Annotated in this window: 13 protein-coding genes and 4 pseudogenes; 8 read left to right on the plus strand and 9 right to left on the minus strand. The window is 67.9% G+C overall.

The annotated features are described in order from the left end of the window. Nucleotides 1-71: 71 nt before the first annotated feature. Nucleotides 72-398, minus strand: a complete 327-nt coding sequence (locus tag Q0C59_RS01315; RefSeq protein ID WP_182120515.1) for a ribulose bisphosphate carboxylase small subunit — start codon at nucleotides 396-398, stop codon at nucleotides 72-74. 54 nt (nucleotides 399-452) lie between these two features. Next, nucleotides 453-1874: a form I ribulose bisphosphate carboxylase large subunit gene (locus Q0C59_RS01320; protein ID WP_182120516.1), complete on the minus strand. Its 1422-nt coding sequence runs from the start codon at nucleotides 1872-1874 to the stop codon at nucleotides 453-455. 156 nt (nucleotides 1875-2030) lie between these two features. Here Q0C59_RS01320 and Q0C59_RS01325 point away from each other — a divergent pair, with 156 nt between their 5' ends. The 3 genes and pseudogenes from Q0C59_RS01325 to Q0C59_RS01335 all read left to right on the plus strand — a co-directional run bounded on the left by Q0C59_RS01325 (nucleotide 2031) and on the right by Q0C59_RS01335 (nucleotide 3652). Then, nucleotides 2031-2945 (plus strand): LysR family transcriptional regulator, encoded by a 915-nt coding sequence (locus tag Q0C59_RS01325; RefSeq protein ID WP_182120517.1) that lies wholly within the window; start codon nucleotides 2031-2033, stop codon nucleotides 2943-2945. Between the two features lie 6 nt (nucleotides 2946-2951). Beyond that, nucleotides 2952-3128, plus strand: a pseudogene (locus Q0C59_RS01330) (transposase); the annotation flags it as partial. Between the two features lie 14 nt (nucleotides 3129-3142). Next, entirely contained in the window at nucleotides 3143-3652 is a 510-nt protein-coding gene (locus Q0C59_RS01335; protein ID WP_371133054.1) for a site-specific integrase, read from the plus strand. A gap of 146 nt (nucleotides 3653-3798) precedes the next feature. Here the strand turns inward: Q0C59_RS01335 and Q0C59_RS01340 are convergent. Then, nucleotides 3799-4278: pseudogene (locus tag Q0C59_RS01340) on the minus strand (acetaldehyde dehydrogenase (acetylating)); the annotation flags it as partial. 8 nt (nucleotides 4279-4286) lie between these two features. On the opposite strand from Q0C59_RS01340, the gene Q0C59_RS01345 reads away from it, so the two are divergent. From Q0C59_RS01345 to fba, 5 genes and pseudogenes are all read left to right on the plus strand, one after another. Further along, nucleotides 4287-4568 (plus strand): thermonuclease family protein, encoded by a 282-nt coding sequence (locus tag Q0C59_RS01345; RefSeq protein ID WP_182120518.1) that lies wholly within the window; start codon nucleotides 4287-4289, stop codon nucleotides 4566-4568. A gap of 41 nt (nucleotides 4569-4609) precedes the next feature. Beyond that, on the plus strand, nucleotides 4610-4768 hold the full coding sequence (locus Q0C59_RS01350) for a hypothetical protein (protein ID WP_371133055.1): 159 nt from the start codon (nucleotides 4610-4612) through the stop codon (nucleotides 4766-4768). A 36-nt stretch (nucleotides 4769-4804) separates the two neighbouring features. Next, nucleotides 4805-5617: pseudogene (locus Q0C59_RS01355) on the plus strand (type I glyceraldehyde-3-phosphate dehydrogenase); the annotation flags it as partial. Between the two features lie 39 nt (nucleotides 5618-5656). Further along, nucleotides 5657-6172 (plus strand): annotated as a pseudogene (gene pgk / locus Q0C59_RS01360) (phosphoglycerate kinase); the annotation flags it as partial. Nucleotides 6173-6174: 2 nt separating this feature from the next. Next, nucleotides 6175-7080, plus strand: coding sequence for a class II fructose-bisphosphate aldolase (gene fba / locus Q0C59_RS01365; RefSeq protein ID WP_246331037.1), 906 nt, complete (start codon nucleotides 6175-6177; stop codon nucleotides 7078-7080). Here fba and Q0C59_RS01370 read toward each other — a convergent pair. The 6 genes from Q0C59_RS01370 to Q0C59_RS01395 all read right to left on the minus strand — a co-directional run bounded on the left by Q0C59_RS01370 (nucleotide 7071) and on the right by Q0C59_RS01395 (nucleotide 14701). Then, nucleotides 7071-8417: a sensor histidine kinase gene (locus tag Q0C59_RS01370; protein WP_182120520.1), complete on the minus strand. Its 1347-nt coding sequence runs from the start codon at nucleotides 8415-8417 to the stop codon at nucleotides 7071-7073. The genes fba and Q0C59_RS01370 overlap by 10 nt on opposite strands. Before the next feature lie 148 nt (nucleotides 8418-8565). Next, nucleotides 8566-10023, minus strand: coding sequence for a nickel-dependent hydrogenase large subunit (locus tag Q0C59_RS01375; protein WP_182120521.1), 1458 nt, complete (start codon nucleotides 10021-10023; stop codon nucleotides 8566-8568). Then, nucleotides 10020-11021, minus strand: a complete 1002-nt coding sequence (locus Q0C59_RS01380; RefSeq protein WP_182120522.1) for a HupU protein — start codon at nucleotides 11019-11021, stop codon at nucleotides 10020-10022. The genes Q0C59_RS01375 and Q0C59_RS01380 overlap by 4 nt, the downstream gene beginning before the upstream one ends. A 1-nt stretch (nucleotide 11022) precedes the next feature. After that, nucleotides 11023-12465 (minus strand): sigma-54 dependent transcriptional regulator, encoded by a 1443-nt coding sequence (locus tag Q0C59_RS01385; protein WP_291210716.1) that lies wholly within the window; start codon nucleotides 12463-12465, stop codon nucleotides 11023-11025. A gap of 8 nt (nucleotides 12466-12473) precedes the next feature. Continuing rightward, complete coding sequence (locus Q0C59_RS01390; protein ID WP_291210719.1) at nucleotides 12474-14225, minus strand: enoyl-CoA hydratase-related protein; 1752 nt, start codon at nucleotides 14223-14225, stop codon at nucleotides 12474-12476. Further along, on the minus strand, nucleotides 14222-14701 hold the full coding sequence (locus Q0C59_RS01395) for a hypothetical protein (protein WP_291210721.1): 480 nt from the start codon (nucleotides 14699-14701) through the stop codon (nucleotides 14222-14224). The genes Q0C59_RS01390 and Q0C59_RS01395 overlap by 4 nt, the downstream gene beginning before the upstream one ends. Nucleotides 14702-14717 lie beyond the last annotated feature (16 nt).

The following is a 14717-nucleotide window of genomic DNA, read 5'->3' on the forward strand; positions in this document are numbered from 1 at the left end:
TGTCATGTCAAACCTCTTGCAATGGGGATCGGTTCAGTTCTTGGGTGCGGCCAGTGGCCGCACCTGTTCTCTCAGCGATAGACGACGAAAGACATGCCCTGACTCTGCGAGTAGTTGTCATAGGCGATCACACGCACCAGGTGGTTGGGGAACTCGCGGTGGCAGGCCTCCACCTCGGCCAGCACGGCATCCACCGACTGCTCGCCAAACAGCGGCAGCTTCCACATGTACCAGAAGTTGCTTGTGGCGGATGTGCCCTTTTCGGTGTGCTCCACCGCCGGGTTCCAGCCCTGTGCGATGGAGTAGGCGATCTGCCGACGAACCTGCTCTGCCGTCATGGGCGGCAGATAAGAGAAGGTCTCGTACTTCTGGGTCGATTTGTAAGCCTGGACAGCCATGTCAGTTTCCTTTCAGAGGGGATGAGGGGTGGGGTCGGACGCGCTGTGAACTGATCACTTGTTGGCGATGTCGAGCTTGTCCACGGTATCAAACTCGAACTTGATCTCTTTCCAGGTCTCCATGGCGATCTTGAGTTCGGGCGAGTGCGCTGCGGCAGCAGTAAGGATGTCCTTGCCCTCTTTTTCCAGCGGGCGGCCTTCGTTGCGGGCCTGCACGCAGGCCTCCAGTGCCACGCGGTTGGCACAGGCGCCGGCCGCGTTGCCCCAGGGGTGACCCAGGGTGCCACCACCGAACTGCAGCACCGAGTCGTCGCCGAAGATGCTGACCAGCGCAGGCATGTGCCAGACGTGGATGCCGCCTGAGGCCACTGCGAGCGCACCGGGCATAGAACCCCAGTCCTGGTCGAAGAAGATGCCGCGCGAGCGGTCTTCGGGAACAAAGGATTCGCGCAGCAGGTCGATCCAGCCCAGTGTCGAGTTGCGGTCGCCTTCGAGCTTGCCCACCACGGTGCCGGTGTGCAGGTGGTCACCGCCCGACAGGCGCAGGATCTTGGTGAGAACGCGGAAGTGGATGCCGTGGTGCGGATTGCGGTCGATCACGGCGTGCATGGCACGGTGGATGTGCAGCAGCATGCCGTTCTCGCGGCACCAGTTGGCCAGGCCGGTGTTGGCACAGAAGCCGCCGGTGATGTAGTCGTGCATGATGATCGGCGCGCCGATCTCTTTGGCGTACTCGGCGCGGCGGTACATCTCTTCGGGCGTGGGGGCGGTCACGTTTAGGTAGTGTCCCTTGCGCTCACCGGTCTCGCGCTCGGCCTTCAGGGTGGCTTCCTGCACGAAGTCGAAACGCTGGCGCCAGCGCATGAAGGGCTGGCTGGTGATGTTCTCGTCGTCCTTGGTGAAGTCCAGACCACCGCGCAGACACTCGTACACGGCACGACCGTAGTTCTTGGCCGACAGACCCAGCTTGGGCTTGATGGTGCAACCCAGCAGCGGGCGACCGTACTTGTTCATGATGTCACGTTCGACCTGGATGCCCATGGGAGGACCGCCGCAGGTCTTGATGTAGGCGATGGGGAAGCGCACATCTTCCAGGCGCAGGGCGCGCAGCGCCTTGAAACCAAACACGTTGCCCACCAGCGAGGTGAACACGTTGACCACCGAACCCTCTTCGAACAGATCGATCGGATAGGCCACGAAGGCGTAGAAGCAGGTGTCGTCGCCCGGAACGTCTTCGATGCGGTAGGCGCGGCCCTTGTAATAGTCCATGTCGGTCAGCAGGTCGGTCCACACCGTGGTCCAGGTGCCGGTGGACGATTCCGCCGCCACGGCGGCCGCCACCTCTTCGCGATCCACGCCAGGCTGCGGCGTGATCTTGAACACCGCCAGGATGTCGGTATCCAAGGGGGTGTACTCGGGCATCCAGTAGGTTTGGCGGTATTCCTTGACGCCGGCGTTGTAAGTCTTGACAGCCATGTTCGCTCCTCGTTGAAAACTTTGGGGGTTGCAAATGGGGCGCCCAGTGCGTCCCGTTTTGGGGTGGATGTGCGCTGAACTGGTGCGGATTGTGTGCGTGGTGCAGAATAAGAAAAAGTAAAATGTTTGTATTGTTATCTTTTACTAGAATAAATCATGAACCTGCGCCACGCCACCCTGCACCAGCTGCGCATCTTTCTGGCCGTGGCGCGCCACAACAGCTTTGCGCGCGCAGCGGAGGAGCTGCACCTCTCGCCGCCGACCCTGTCCCTGCAAGTCAAGCAACTGTCCGAGACGGTGGGGCAGCCCCTGTTTGAACAGCTGGGCAAGAAGATCTTTCTGACCGCGACGGGTCAGACCCTGGCCGACGCCTGCGCCGACATCGAGTCGCGTATGGAGCGCCTGTCGCAGGACCTTGCGGCCCTGCAGGGCGTGGAAAAAGGCAGCTTGAAACTGGCCATACTGACCACGGTGAAATACACCGTGCCCAAGCTGCTGGGCGGCTTCTGTGCGGCCCACCCGGGCATCGACGTGGCGATGGTGGTGTGCAACCGCGAGAACCTGTTGCTGCGGCTCGCCAGCAACCAGGATGACCTGTACATCATGGGTCAGCCTTCTGAGAATATGGACGTGGTCTGCGAAGACTTTGCCGACAACCCGCTGGTGCTGGTGGCGCCGCCAAGCCATCCGCTGGTGGGCAGGCAGCGACTGTCGCCGAAGCGGTTGAAGGACGAGCCCTTCGTCCTGCGCGAGCCCGGTTCGGGCACCCGGCTGACTACCGAGAAGTTCTTCGCTGGCCAAGGCGTCAGGCTGAAAACGCGGCTCGAAGTCGGCAGCAACGAAGCCATCAAGCAGACCGTGGCCGGCGGCTTGGGGCTGGCGGTGCTGTCGGCCACCACCGTGGTGTCGGAACTGGCGCTGGGCGAGTTGGTGTTGCTGGACGTGGTGGGGTTCCCGCTGATCCGTCGCTGGCACGTGGTGTACCCGCGCGGCAAGCGACTCTCGCCCGCAGCGCTGGCGTTCAAGGACTGGCTGTTCGAGCACCGTCCACGGCCGGGTCCGTCACGCTGAGGCGGACGCGGCACCTGCGAGAACACCAACGGGCTCATCCGTCAGTACTTACCCAAGGGCACCGGCCTCAGCGTCTTCATCTTCAGCCAGGCCGAACTCGATGACATTGCCGATAGCTTGAACACCAGACCGCGCGCTACGCACGGTTGGCATACTCCGATTCAGACCGTGGCCGAAGGCCTGGAATTGGGACATGGATGGCAAGCGCCAGCGGCGCAGCGCCTTCGCTTCGTGCTGGATTTCGCGTACGCGACGGGCCTACGCATCGGGGAATTGGTGGGGCCACGCTGGGGCAGATTGAGGTCGATGCGCATGGGGACGACGGGCTGCACCTGGTGGGCAAGGGCAGCAAACCCGGCAAAGTGGCGTTGCCGTCGCTGGCCCGTGCGGCGCTGTCTCGCTACCTGATGCAGCGCAAGTTGCCGATCACGCCGGCGCGCTGGGACCCGCGAGCGCCGCGCATTGGCAGCCTCGATCAGGAGGATGCAGCTGGCATCACTGCCTCACGGCAGTGGAGTGTTATGCGCCGTTTCTTCACGAAGGTGGCGGAAGTCGTCCAGGCGGACAATCCGTCCACGGCTGAGAAACTGCGGCGTGTCAGCCCGCACTGTATGCGCCACACCCATGCCACTTATGCGCTCGCGCTCGGGGCCAAACTTACCACCGTGCGGGACAACCTGCGGCATGCGTCGCCTGCACGGCGATGAGATCAAGCGGGCGCGCCAGAGGGTGGGCGCTCCTTCACGACGGCCGGGCCATGAACGCTTCGCCGAGCAGAAATTAGAACTAACAGTGACGATTGGCATAGCCGCCGTCCTTGATCTTCAGGCATGCCCAAGGGAAGACGGACCCCAGGCCCGATGCCGGGCGCGTTCAGCGGTGCGTGCGGCGGCACCACCTCGAACGGGACTTCTTGCATGAGGCGGTAGCCCGGCACGTAGGCACGCACGTCCGCCACCATGTCCAGAATGCATTTCTCCACCAACGCCTGGTCGACCAGTTCGGACAAACCGAACACGGTATCGCGCATGATCAACGGTGGCTCTGCCGTGTTGAGCACGATGATGGATTTGCCGCGTTCGGCCCTGCCGAGCTTCTCGATCACCGCGCGCGTGGTCTCCGTGAACTCATCAATGTTGGCCCGCGTTCCGGGGCCCTCCGACTTGCTCACGATCGATGCGACGATTTCGCCGTAGTGCACTTTCGAGACCCGTGAGGCGGCTGCCACGATCGGGATCGTCGCCTGCCCACCGCAGGTCACCATGTTTATGTTGTCGATGACTTGCACGCCGTGTGCCTGCAGCAATTCGTTGTGGCGCTTGTGGGCGCTGGAGCAACGACATGAAGACGCACTGTGGCCGGCGTGGAAGTTTTAGTGAGCCGCAAGCATCTGTCTTTTTGCAAGTGGGTGCCCTGCTGTGTTTGGTTGTAGCTGCCTCCGACGGTGACACCCTCAAGGCACGTTGCGGGGAGCCCGGCGCTTACGAAAAGATCACCATCCGCATCAGTGCCATTGATGCGCTTGAGAAAGCCCAGGACTTCGGGAGCGTCTCTCGCCAGCACCTCGCGTCCCTGTGCTTTCAGCAGATTGCCAAGATCACTCCGAAACGCACCGACCGGTAGAAGCGCACGATCGCCGATGTCGCTTGCAAGGACGAGGACGTGTGCGAGGGTTCGTCGGCGATTCGTCCATCGACGTCGCCACGGCGCGCAACGCCGGTGTCTGCGTATGGGCACTGCCCTATGGCTACAACATGGGCGACCCCATCGCCGCGTGTGCGCCCGACCACGTCAGTGAAGACATCTCAGCCCTGTTGCACTGATTCCCTTTCCGCCCCACGCCCCACGCCCCACGCCCCATGACACAGACCACACCGCTCAAGATCGGCATCAACGGCTTCGGCCGCATCTGGCGCAACGTGCCGCGCAGCGCCATTGAGAACTTCCAGGATATCGAAGTGGTGGCCATCAACGACCTGCTCGAGCCCGACTACCTGGCCTACATGCTGCAGTACGACAGCGTGCACGGCCGCTTCAAGGGCACGGTCTCGGTCGAGGGCAACACCCTGATCGTCAACGGCAAGAAGATCCGCCTCACGCAAGAGCGCGATCCCTCGAGTCTGAAGTGGAATGAAGTCGGCGCCGACGTCGTCATTGAATCCACCAGCCTGTTCCTCGACAAGGTCACGGCCCAGAAACACCTGGACGCCGGCGCGAAGAAGGTCATCCTCTCGGCTCCCTCCAAGGACGACACCCCCATGTTCGTCTTCGGCGTCAACAACAAGACCTACAAGGGCGAGGCCATCATCTCCAACGCTTCGTGCACCACCAACTGCCTGGCGCCGATTGCCAAGGTGCTCAACGACAAGTGGGGCATCAAGCGCGGCCTGATGACCACCGTGCACGCGGCCACCGCCACCCAGAAGACCGTGGACGGCCCGAGCAACAAGGACTGGCGCGGCGGGCGCGGCATCCTGGAGAACATCATCCCCAGCAGCACCGGCGCGGCCAAGGCCGTGGGCGTGGTGATCCCCGAGCTGAACAAGAAGCTCACCGGCATGAGCTTCCGCGTGCCCACCAGCGACGTCTCGGTGGTGGACCTGACGGTGGAGCTGGAAACCGAAGCCAGCTACGACGAGATCAAGGCGGAGATGAAGGCCCAGTCCGAAGGACAAGTGCCTTGAGATGGTGCGCGTCGTGGGCGCCCGATCATGACGGCCTTGCGCTTCAGCGATGTGTGCGCGAGCGGTTTTTCGCTCGCCACGCGCGTCTTCATCCGCGCCGACCTGAACGTGCCGCAGGACGACACGGGGCGCATCACCGAGGACACCCGCATCCGCGCCAGCATCCCGGCGATCCAGATGGCGCTGGACGCGGGCGCGGCCGTCATGGTCACCAGCCACCTGGGCCGGCCCACCGAAGGCGCGTTCAAGCCCGAGGACTCGCTGCAGCCGGTGGCCGCGCGCCTGGCCGCGTTGATGGACCGCCCGGTGCGCCTCGTCGCCGACTGGGTTGACGGTGATTTTTCGGTGGCTCCCGGCGAGGTGGTGCTGCTGGAAAACTGCCGCCTGAACGTGGGCGAGAAGAAGAACAGCCCCGAACTCGCGAAGAAGCTCGGCGCCCTGTGCGACATCTTTGTGCACGACGCCTTCGGCACCTCGCACCGCGCCGAGGGCACCACCTACGGCATCGCCGAGTCCGCGCCCGTGGCCTGCGCCGGCCCGCTGCGGTGATCCTGCAGGCCTCGGCCGGCGCTCGCAAGTACGCGGGCGAGGCCTACCTGCGCCACATGGTGCTGGCCGCCGTGGAAGCCCACCCCGACCTGCCCGTGGTGCTGCACCAGGACCATGGCACCACGCCTGCGGTGTGCATGCAGTCGATCCACTCGGGCTTCACCAGCGTGATGATGGACGGCTCGCTGCGCGAGGACGGCAAGACCCCCGCGAGCTACGACTACAACCTGGAGGTCACGCGCCGCGTCTGCGACATGGCGCACGCCGTGGGCGTGTCGGTGGAAGGCGAACTGGGCTGCCTGGGCTCGCTGGAAACCGGCGAGGCGGGCGAAGAGGACGGCGTGGGCGCCGCGGGCACGCTGACGCACGACATGATGCTGACCGACCCCGAGCAGGCGGCCGACTTCGTGCAGCGCACCGGCGTGGACGCACTGGCCATCGCCATCGGCACCAGCCACGGCGCCTACAAGTTCACCCGGCAACCCACCGGCGACATCCTGGCCATCGACCGCATCGCGGCCATCCACGCCAGGGTGCCCAACACCCACCTGGTGATGCACGGCAGCTCCAGCGTGCCGCAGGAATGGCTGGCCATCATCCGCGAGCACGGCGGCGACATCAAGGAAACCTACGGCGTGCCGGTGGAGGAAATCCGCCGCGGCATCCGCAACGGCGTGCGCAAGGTGAACATCGACACCGACATCCGCCTGGCCATGACCGGCGCCATGCGCCAGACCTTCGCCCGGGAGCGCAGCGAGTTCGACCCGCGCAAGGCGCTGATGGCGGCCAGGAAGGCCGCGCGCGCGATCTGCCAGCAGCGCTTCGAGGCCTTCGGCAGCGCGGGACAGGCGGGCCGGATGAAGGCGGTGTCGCTGGACACCATGGCCGCCAGCTACGCCTGAGGCAGTTCCAGCAGGAACTCGGCCCCGCCCCCGGCGGCGTTGCGCGCGCTCAGTCGCCCGCCATGCTGCTCGACGATGCCGTAGCTGATCGACAGCCCCAGGCCCGTGCCCTTGCCCACCGGCTTGGTGGTGAAGAAGGGGTCGAAGATGCGCAGCAGGTGCTCGGGTGCAATGCCCGGGCCGTTGTCGCGCAGCGCCACGCGCACCTGGCCGTCGGCGACCTCCACCGACACCCAGACGCGGGGCGAGGGGCTGTGGCCCACCGCGTCGAAGCCGTTCTGCAGCAGGTTCATCATCACCTGCTGCAACTGGCCCGCGCTGCCCATCACCATGCACTGCCCGCCCGGCTGCCAGCGCACCTCCACCGGCGTGGCGCGGCCTTTTTGCACCCAGTGGATCGCTCGCTCGATCACCTCGATCAGGTTGACCGGCTTGCGTTCCTCCGGGTCCATGGCGGAGAAGCGCTTGAGCCCGTGCACGATGTCGGCGGTGCGCTGCGCGCCTTCGAGCGTGCCCTCGATCAGCGACGGCAGGTCGCCCATGAGGTGTTCGATGCGCAGCATCTGGCGCAGCGCCTGCAGCACCGGCTCGGGCTCGTGCGCGTGCGCGTGCGCGTGCACGGCGGTTATGTAGGTCTGTAGCCGGTCGCAGTACTTGCGCAGCGCATGCACGTTGCCCAGCACGAAGCTGATCGGGTTGTTGAGTTCGTGCGCCACGCCGGCCACGAGCTGGCCCAGCGAGGCCATCTTTTCCGAATGCAGCAGCTGCTGCTGGGTGCGCTTCAGGGCCTCGTGGGCGGCGCGCATCTCGTGGTACGCGCGCTTGAGCTCGGCCGTGGGCCGCCCGACCCAGACCGTGCCCACGCGCCGCCCGTTGCCGCCGATGCGCGGCGTGCAGTTGGCGTCCACCGACACCGCCTGGCCCTGCCGGTCCAGCAGGTTGAGTTCGATCGCCTCGCCCGCGCGCGGCGCGTCGGCCTTATCCATGGCCGCGCGCGCCAGTGCCACGCTGGACGCGTCGGCCAGCAGCGCGTACAGCTGCGTGCCGCGCAACTGGTCCTCGGGCCGTCCGGCCAGCTCGCACAGCGCGGCGTTGGCCTGCTCGATCAGGCCGTTCGCGTCGCACACAACCAGCACGTCCGACATCGAGGTCAGCACGCTGAAAATGAACTGCTGCGACTGCTCCAGCTCGGCGTTCTTTTTCTCCAGCTCCACCTCGTCGTCGATCAGCCGGGTGTAGACCTCGTCCATCTTCTGGATGACGTCCATCCAGGTGGACTCGTCCACACCCTCCATGGGCGCGGCGGGCAGGGGGATACGGGAGTGCTTTTCGTTCATCTGGACACTCCAGCGCGGCCCTCACCCCAACCCTCTCCCAGAGAGAGAGGGGGCAAGACGGCCCAAGATGCCATCCCCCCTCCAAGCGCCGAAGGCGCGCCAGAGAGGGGGGAAGCCGCGAAGCGGCGCAGAGGGGGGGCCATGCCCATCAGTGCACCGTGCAGACCATGCAAGGGTCGAACGAGCGCACGATGTGCTGCACGGCCACCGGCGTCTTCTCGCCCTCACGCACCGGTGCGCCGACCAGGGCCTGCTCCAGCGCGCCGGGCGTGCCGGCGGCGTCGCGCGGCGAGAAGTTCCAGCTCGTGGGCGCGACGATCTGGTAGTTGGCGATGCGCCCGCGCTGCACCACGACCCAGTGCCCCAGGCTGCCGCGCGCCGCTTCCGACAGGCCGATGCCGCTGCCTTCGGCGGGCAGGTCGGACGGCACGCAGAAGGGCTCGGTGGGCCGCAGCGCGCGCAGCCAGTCTTCCATCAGCGGCACCACGCGCGCAAGTTCGAGCAGGCGCGCCAGCACGCGCGTGTAGACCGTGCCGCCGTGCCGCGCCACCGCATCGCGCACCAGCGGGTGGCCGGCCGCGAGCTGGCGTGCGATGGCACCGGTCTCGACCACCTCGCCGGCCAGCCGCGGCGCCTTGTTCCAGGTGTAGCCGCGCGCCTTGTCGGGGTCGGGTCGGGTCTGGCCCACCAGCGGGTGCAAGGGGCCACCGGCGTCAGCCAGCCATGCGTGGGTGGCGTCTTCGGTGATCGCGACCGCGTCCACCGCGTCCAGCCGCGCCGCATCGGCGCGCCACAGCCCGCCGGGCAGGGCGAAGCCGCCTTCGGGCTGAGCATAGGCGCCGTAGCTCAGGTAACGGCCCGGGCCGGGGCCCAGGGCCTGCAAATGCAGGTCGCGCATCAGGGTGAGGAAGATGCGCAGGTCACCCCCCAGCGGGTCCCGCGCATGCCAGTCCCACAACGCGTCCTCGCTCTCGATGCCGATGATGGCCTCCAGCGGTGCGCCGAACAGCTGGCGCTCCAAGAACGATCGGAACTCGCGCACGCGCGCGAGCAGGCGCACGCGCTCGGCCGCGTCGATCGGCCGCGTGGAGCCGCCCGGCTCGATGGACTGCGTGTGCGGCCACTTGCCGCCCAGCGTGCCCATGAGGGTGAGCCAGCGCTGGCGCGCCGCCGTGGCCGCGCGCACCTGCTCGCCGTGGTTCGGCGCGAAGCGGCGCACCGCCTCGGCGTGCCAGGCATGGGCCGCGTACACCGGGCGCGTGAAGTCCGGCATGAAGAACAGGTAGAAGTGCGTGAGGTGGTCGGCCAGGTTTTCCGTGGCCAGGATCACGTTGGTCGCGTGCTGGCCGTTGGCCGGCATCTCAATGCCGCCGAGGTGGGCTAGCGCGCGCGCCGACGCCACCGACTGCGACACCGAGCAGATGCCGCAGATGCGCGGCACGTAGACCAGCGCATCGTGCGGCGCCTTGCCCTGCAGGATCTGCTCGAAACCGCGGTACATGGTGGCATTAACCTGCGCCGAGGCCACGCGGCCATCCTGCACGTCGAGCTGCACCTCCAGGTCGCCCTCGACACGGTTGAACGGACCGACAAGTAGGCGGCTCATTTGAGGGGGGTTTTGCGAACGGCGGGTTTGACCACCAGGTGGTCGGACACCGCGTTCTGTTTGACCCGTTTGGGCGTCGCGCTCTTGGACAGGGAGGCCAGCGCGACGAACCAGGCCTTGGGCATATCGGTCGGCAGGCCGATGGGGATGCCCGCGAGCTTGGGCGTCTGGTGGAACGGGTGGCCGGGCTCCTGGAAGCCGGGCTCGGTGCAGGCGATGCAGGCGTAGCCACCTCGCGTGCAGGAGCCCTCGCCGTTCCAAAGGCGGGTGTTGCAGTCCGCATGCACCTGGGTGCCCTTGCAACCCATGTGCTCCATCATGCAGCCCAGGTCCGACGGTTTCTCGGCGCTGGCCTTGAACTCGTAATACTCGTTGCGCGTGCAGCCGTGGTGCACCAGCTGGTCGGCGTAGAAACGCGGCCGGTTCAGCGGGTCGAGATCGCTGGCGGCAAAGGTGTCCGCGGCCAGTGCCATCAGCGTGTCGATCACCCAGCTCGGGTGCGTCGGGCAGCCGGCGACGTTGATGACCGGCAGGCCGTTGCTGGACCGGAAGGGCGCGCCCAGCAGGCCGCCGGGCTCGTCGTCCTGGTACTGCAGGCCGCAGGCATCGGTGGGGTTGTCACCCCCGGCGGTGATGCCACCCCAGGCCGCGCAGCTGCCCACCGCCACCACGTGCCGTGCGCGCGCACTGAGCCGGCGCACCCACTCGATCATGGGCAGTTGGGTGCCGGCCAGCATGTGAAAACGGCCGGTGCCGTTCGGCCCGCGCAGCAGCGAACCTTCCACGCACAGGGCGTCGAGCCGGAGGCGGCCCTCCAGCACGGCATTGAGCAGGTCCAGCAACTCGTCGCCGCTCTCCATCGACAGCGAGGGGTGCCACAGCAGGTGGATGCCGGCGTCGCGCAGGTGGCCTTGGAAATCGGGCGTGTCCGCGCAAAGCAGCGACATGCTGCAGCCGCCGCAACCGCCGCTCTGCAACCACAACACGTTCAAGGGCATGTCATTTCTCCAGGCCGAGACGTTGCATTTTGCCGCGCAGGCCGACGCGAGACAGGCCCAGTTCCTGCGCCACCCGCGTCTTGTTCCAGCGCTGGCGCTGCAGCGTCTCGCGCAGCACCATGGCCTCGATCACATCCAGCCGCTGCGCAAGTGTACCGTGGGCGGGCAGGGCGGCCTGCAGATCGCCGCTGCCCTGGCCGTGGCCTTGCAGCACGCGGCTGGAAAACGACGCGGCCTGCAGCTCGGGACCGTCCTGCAAGGCCAGCGCGCGGGCGATTTCGTTGCGCAGCTCGCGGATGTTGCCCGGCCAGGGGTAGCTCACGAGGCAGGCGAGCGTGTCGTCGGGCAGCGTCGCACCGGGGTGGCCGAGTTCGCTGGCCACGTCCTGCACCAACTGGCGCGCGATGGGCGCGATGTCGGCCACGCGCTCGCGCAGGGGCGGCACGGTGATGGTGATGCCGGCGATGCGGTAGTACAGGTCTTCGCGGAACAGGCCGTCGCGCACGCGCTGCTCGAGCTGGCGGTGGGTGGCGGCGATCACGCGCACGTCCACCGGCTCCGGCCGAACGCCGCCCACCGGCCGCACCTCGCCCTCTTGCAGCACACGCAGCAGCTTGACCTGAAAGGCCTGCGAGGTCTCGCCGATCTCGTCGAGGAACACCGTGCCGCGGTGCGCGCGCTGGAACAGGCCGGGGTGGTCTTCGTAGGCGCCGGTGAAGGCGCCGCGCTTGTGGCCGAACAGCTCGGACTCCAGCAGCGTGTCTGGAATGGCGGCGCAGTTCTCCACCACGAAGGGGCCGCTCAGGCGCGGCGAGGCGTAGTGGATCGCGCGCGCCATCAGTTCCTTGCCGGTGCCGGACTCGCCCAGCACCAGCACCGAGAGGTCGTAGCGCGCCACCCGGTGCGCCATGGCGCAGACCGCGTCGATCGGGCTGCCGGGCGCGCGCACGATGTGGTCGAAGCCGAAGCTGGCGCGCGCGCGGTCGATCTGGCGGGCGGTGCGCTGGCGCAGCACGCCGGTGCTGGTGCGCAGCTCCAGGTCGAGCCGGCTGGTCTGGCGCTGCAGGGCCTGCGCCTCCACCGCGTTGCGCACCGAGTCCAGCAGATGGTCGGGCGCCCAGGGCTTGAGGATGTACTGGTAGATGCCGGCCTCGTTGATGCCGGCAATGATGTCTTCGCTGTCGGTGTAGCCCGAGATCACGATGCGCACCGCGTCGGGCCACTGTTCGCGCACTTCCTTGAGGAAGCTCACGCCGGTCATGCCGGGCATGCGCTGGTCGCACAGGATCACGCTCACCGGCTGGCGCTGCAGGAGGCCGCGCGCCTCGTCGGCGCTGCTGGCGGTGAACACGGTGAAATCCTCGTCGAGCGTGCGGCGCATCGCGTCCTGCGACCGCACCTCGTCATCCACCACCAGCACGGTGGGCAGGGCGTCGGGGGACAAATGGGATTTCAACGGTGCGTGGCCAGGTGTCGCGGCGTCCAGGCGTGCGGCTGCTTGTGCACGAAATGGTGGCGCGCCACGTGGTAGCTGGGATCGAAGCCGTAGAAGTTGCGGTGCATGCGCGCCAGTTCCTGTTCTCGGTGGTGGGCCAGCGGGCGGTGGGCTTCGTCGCGCTCGCGCGTGGCCTGCTTGGCCGCCAGCCTCTCAGGCAGATTGTAGGAGGCTGCAAGCGCCAGTGCGCGTTGTAAGCAGCGCGCTTCGAAGCCCGCGCGCGCCTGGTCGTCGCAAAGGTCGATCAAGCCCATGCGCGCGGCCTCGCCGGCCAGCAGCGGCAGGCGCTGCGCCATCAGCGCCTTCGCGCCGGCCTCGCCCAGGCGGCGCGGCAGCAGGTAGGTCCAGTACTCGGAGCCGTACAGGTTGCCCATGTTCTTGTAGTGCGGGTTGAGCACCACGCCCGCGTGCGCCCACATCGCGTCGGCCGCGAGCGCGAGGAATGCGCCACCGGCGCCAGCGTTGCCGCGCAGCACGCTCACGGTGAGCCGGTCGGTGGTTTCCAGCACGGCCAGGGCGGCGTCGTTCATGGCCTGGATGTTGCGCCACGAGGCGTCGGCCGCGCTGTCGCCCGGCCGGTGGGCCGCGGCCTCGATGCTGTTGAGGTCGATGCCGTTGCTGAAGAAGTCCGCGCCACCGAGCAGCAACAGCACCCGGGTCGGCCGCTCGCGCACCGCCAGCAGGGCGGCGCGCAGGCGCTCGCAGCGGTCGGTGGACATGGCGCCGTTGTAGAAGTCGAACGCCAGGCAGCCCACGCGCGCGCCCTCGGGGCCGTGTTCGGTGTAGCGCAGCTCGCCCCACTCGTCCTCGGGCCGATCCAGCGGCGCGGGGTTGTCGGGCAGCGCGGCGGCTTGGGCGGCGAAGGCCTGGGCCGCCACCTGCTTGAAGCCGACCCGGCTCGGGTCGGCTTCGAGCGCCGCGGTGCGCCGCACGTGGCCGATCCACACGCCGCCGTCGCGCGTGCGGCGCAGCAGCGCGCCATCGCGCACCGCCAGCACCCGGCCCGGTTCGGCACCGGCAAACCCGGCCATCAGCGCGGCGCTGGCGGCGTGGCCGTCCATCAGGTGGCAGGCCTGGCCCCACAGCGCATCGAGCACGCCGGGCTGGCCGTCGGCGCAGCGCAGCCGCGCCAGCACCTCGGCCGTGCTGTGGCTTGCCCAGTCGATGGCGCGCTCGTCCTGGCGCATGGCGGGCCGCCAGCGCGCGGGGGGCGGCGGGCCGGCTTCGCGATCACCCTGCGCGAAGCGCTGCACCGCTTGCAGCGTGGCCTGCAGCGCGGCCTGCGTGACCTCGCCGCGGTACAGGCTGCCCTTGCTGGCCGGGCGCATGGGGAAGGCCGCATGCGCCCACACCGGGCCGGCATCGAAGTCGCCGGTGGCCTGCAGCACGGTCACGCCCCAGGTGCTTTCGCCTTGCAGCACGGCCCAGTCCAGCGCCGAGGGGCCCTGGTCGCCCGGCGGGCCGGGGTGCACCACCAGGCAGGGCAGGCGCTGCCACACCGTGGCCGGGATGCGGCGCTTGAGGAAGGGCGCGAGCAGCAGGTCGGGCCGGAACAGCGCGACCGCTTCCTCGGTCACGCGGTCGTTGATGTCGAGCTCCACGCTCACCGTGTGGCCGCGCGCGCGCAGCTCGGCGAACAGCCGCTGCGCCAGGCTGTTGAAGCTGTGGCACAGCAGCAGGATGCGAAGGCCCTGGGACACGGTGTTCACGGTGGCGGCCGAAGCCCCTGCAGTTCGCGTGCGGCCTGCTTGCGGCCCATGTAGATGGCGAGCTTGGATTCGATGTCGTCGAGTGCCTGGTTGAACTCGGCCGCCGTGCGCGCGGCGCGCAGGGCCTGGGCGACGGTGCCGGTGTCGGGGCCGAAGTGAGGCTTCAGGCGGGCCAGCACCTGGCGGCGCAGCGCGTCGAGTTCGGGCACGGGTGGCGCGGGCGGCGGCGGTGCCACCGCGGGGGGAGGCGGTGGGGGGGGAGGAGGCGTCGGCGCCACCACCTCGATCAGGCCGAGCGCGAGCAGCTGGCGCAGGTGTTCGCGCATATCGGGCAGGCCGCGCGCGGCCAGCGCCGCCACCGTGTCCTGGCTGTTCACCATGATCAGCACCGAGCGCGCCGCCGCCTGCAGGCCGGCCGAGCGCTGCGCGATCTCAGCGCGGCCGCGCTCGGTTTTCTGGAACACGGGGTCGGGCATGCGTTCCTCCGGTGTG

This window comes from Hydrogenophaga sp. (assembly GCF_022844385.1).
Taxonomy (GTDB): Bacteria; Pseudomonadota; Gammaproteobacteria; order Burkholderiales; family Burkholderiaceae_C; genus Hydrogenophaga.

Excerpts from the sequence above, each read along its gene's own strand:
- Q0C59_RS01315 (WP_182120515.1), bottom strand. The coding sequence starts at position 398 with ATGGCTGTCCAGGCTTACAAATCGACCCAGAAGTACGAGACCTTCTCT.
- Q0C59_RS01320 (WP_182120516.1), bottom strand. The coding sequence starts at position 1,874 with ATGGCTGTCAAGACTTACAACGCCGGCGTCAAGGAATACCGCCAAACC.
- Q0C59_RS01325 (WP_182120517.1), top strand. The coding sequence starts at position 2,031 with ATGAACCTGCGCCACGCCACCCTGCACCAGCTGCGCATCTTTCTGGCC.
- Q0C59_RS01335 (WP_371133054.1), top strand. The coding sequence starts at position 3,143 with ATGGCAAGCGCCAGCGGCGCAGCGCCTTCGCTTCGTGCTGGATTTCGC.
- Q0C59_RS01345 (WP_182120518.1), top strand. The coding sequence starts at position 4,287 with ATGAAGACGCACTGTGGCCGGCGTGGAAGTTTTAGTGAGCCGCAAGCA.
- Q0C59_RS01370 (WP_182120520.1), bottom strand. The coding sequence starts at position 8,417 with ATGAACGAAAAGCACTCCCGTATCCCCCTGCCCGCCGCGCCCATGGAG.
- Q0C59_RS01375 (WP_182120521.1), bottom strand. The coding sequence starts at position 10,023 with ATGAGCCGCCTACTTGTCGGTCCGTTCAACCGTGTCGAGGGCGACCTG.
- Q0C59_RS01380 (WP_182120522.1), bottom strand. The coding sequence starts at position 11,021 with ATGCCCTTGAACGTGTTGTGGTTGCAGAGCGGCGGTTGCGGCGGCTGC.
- Q0C59_RS01395 (WP_291210721.1), bottom strand. The coding sequence starts at position 14,701 with ATGCCCGACCCCGTGTTCCAGAAAACCGAGCGCGGCCGCGCTGAGATC.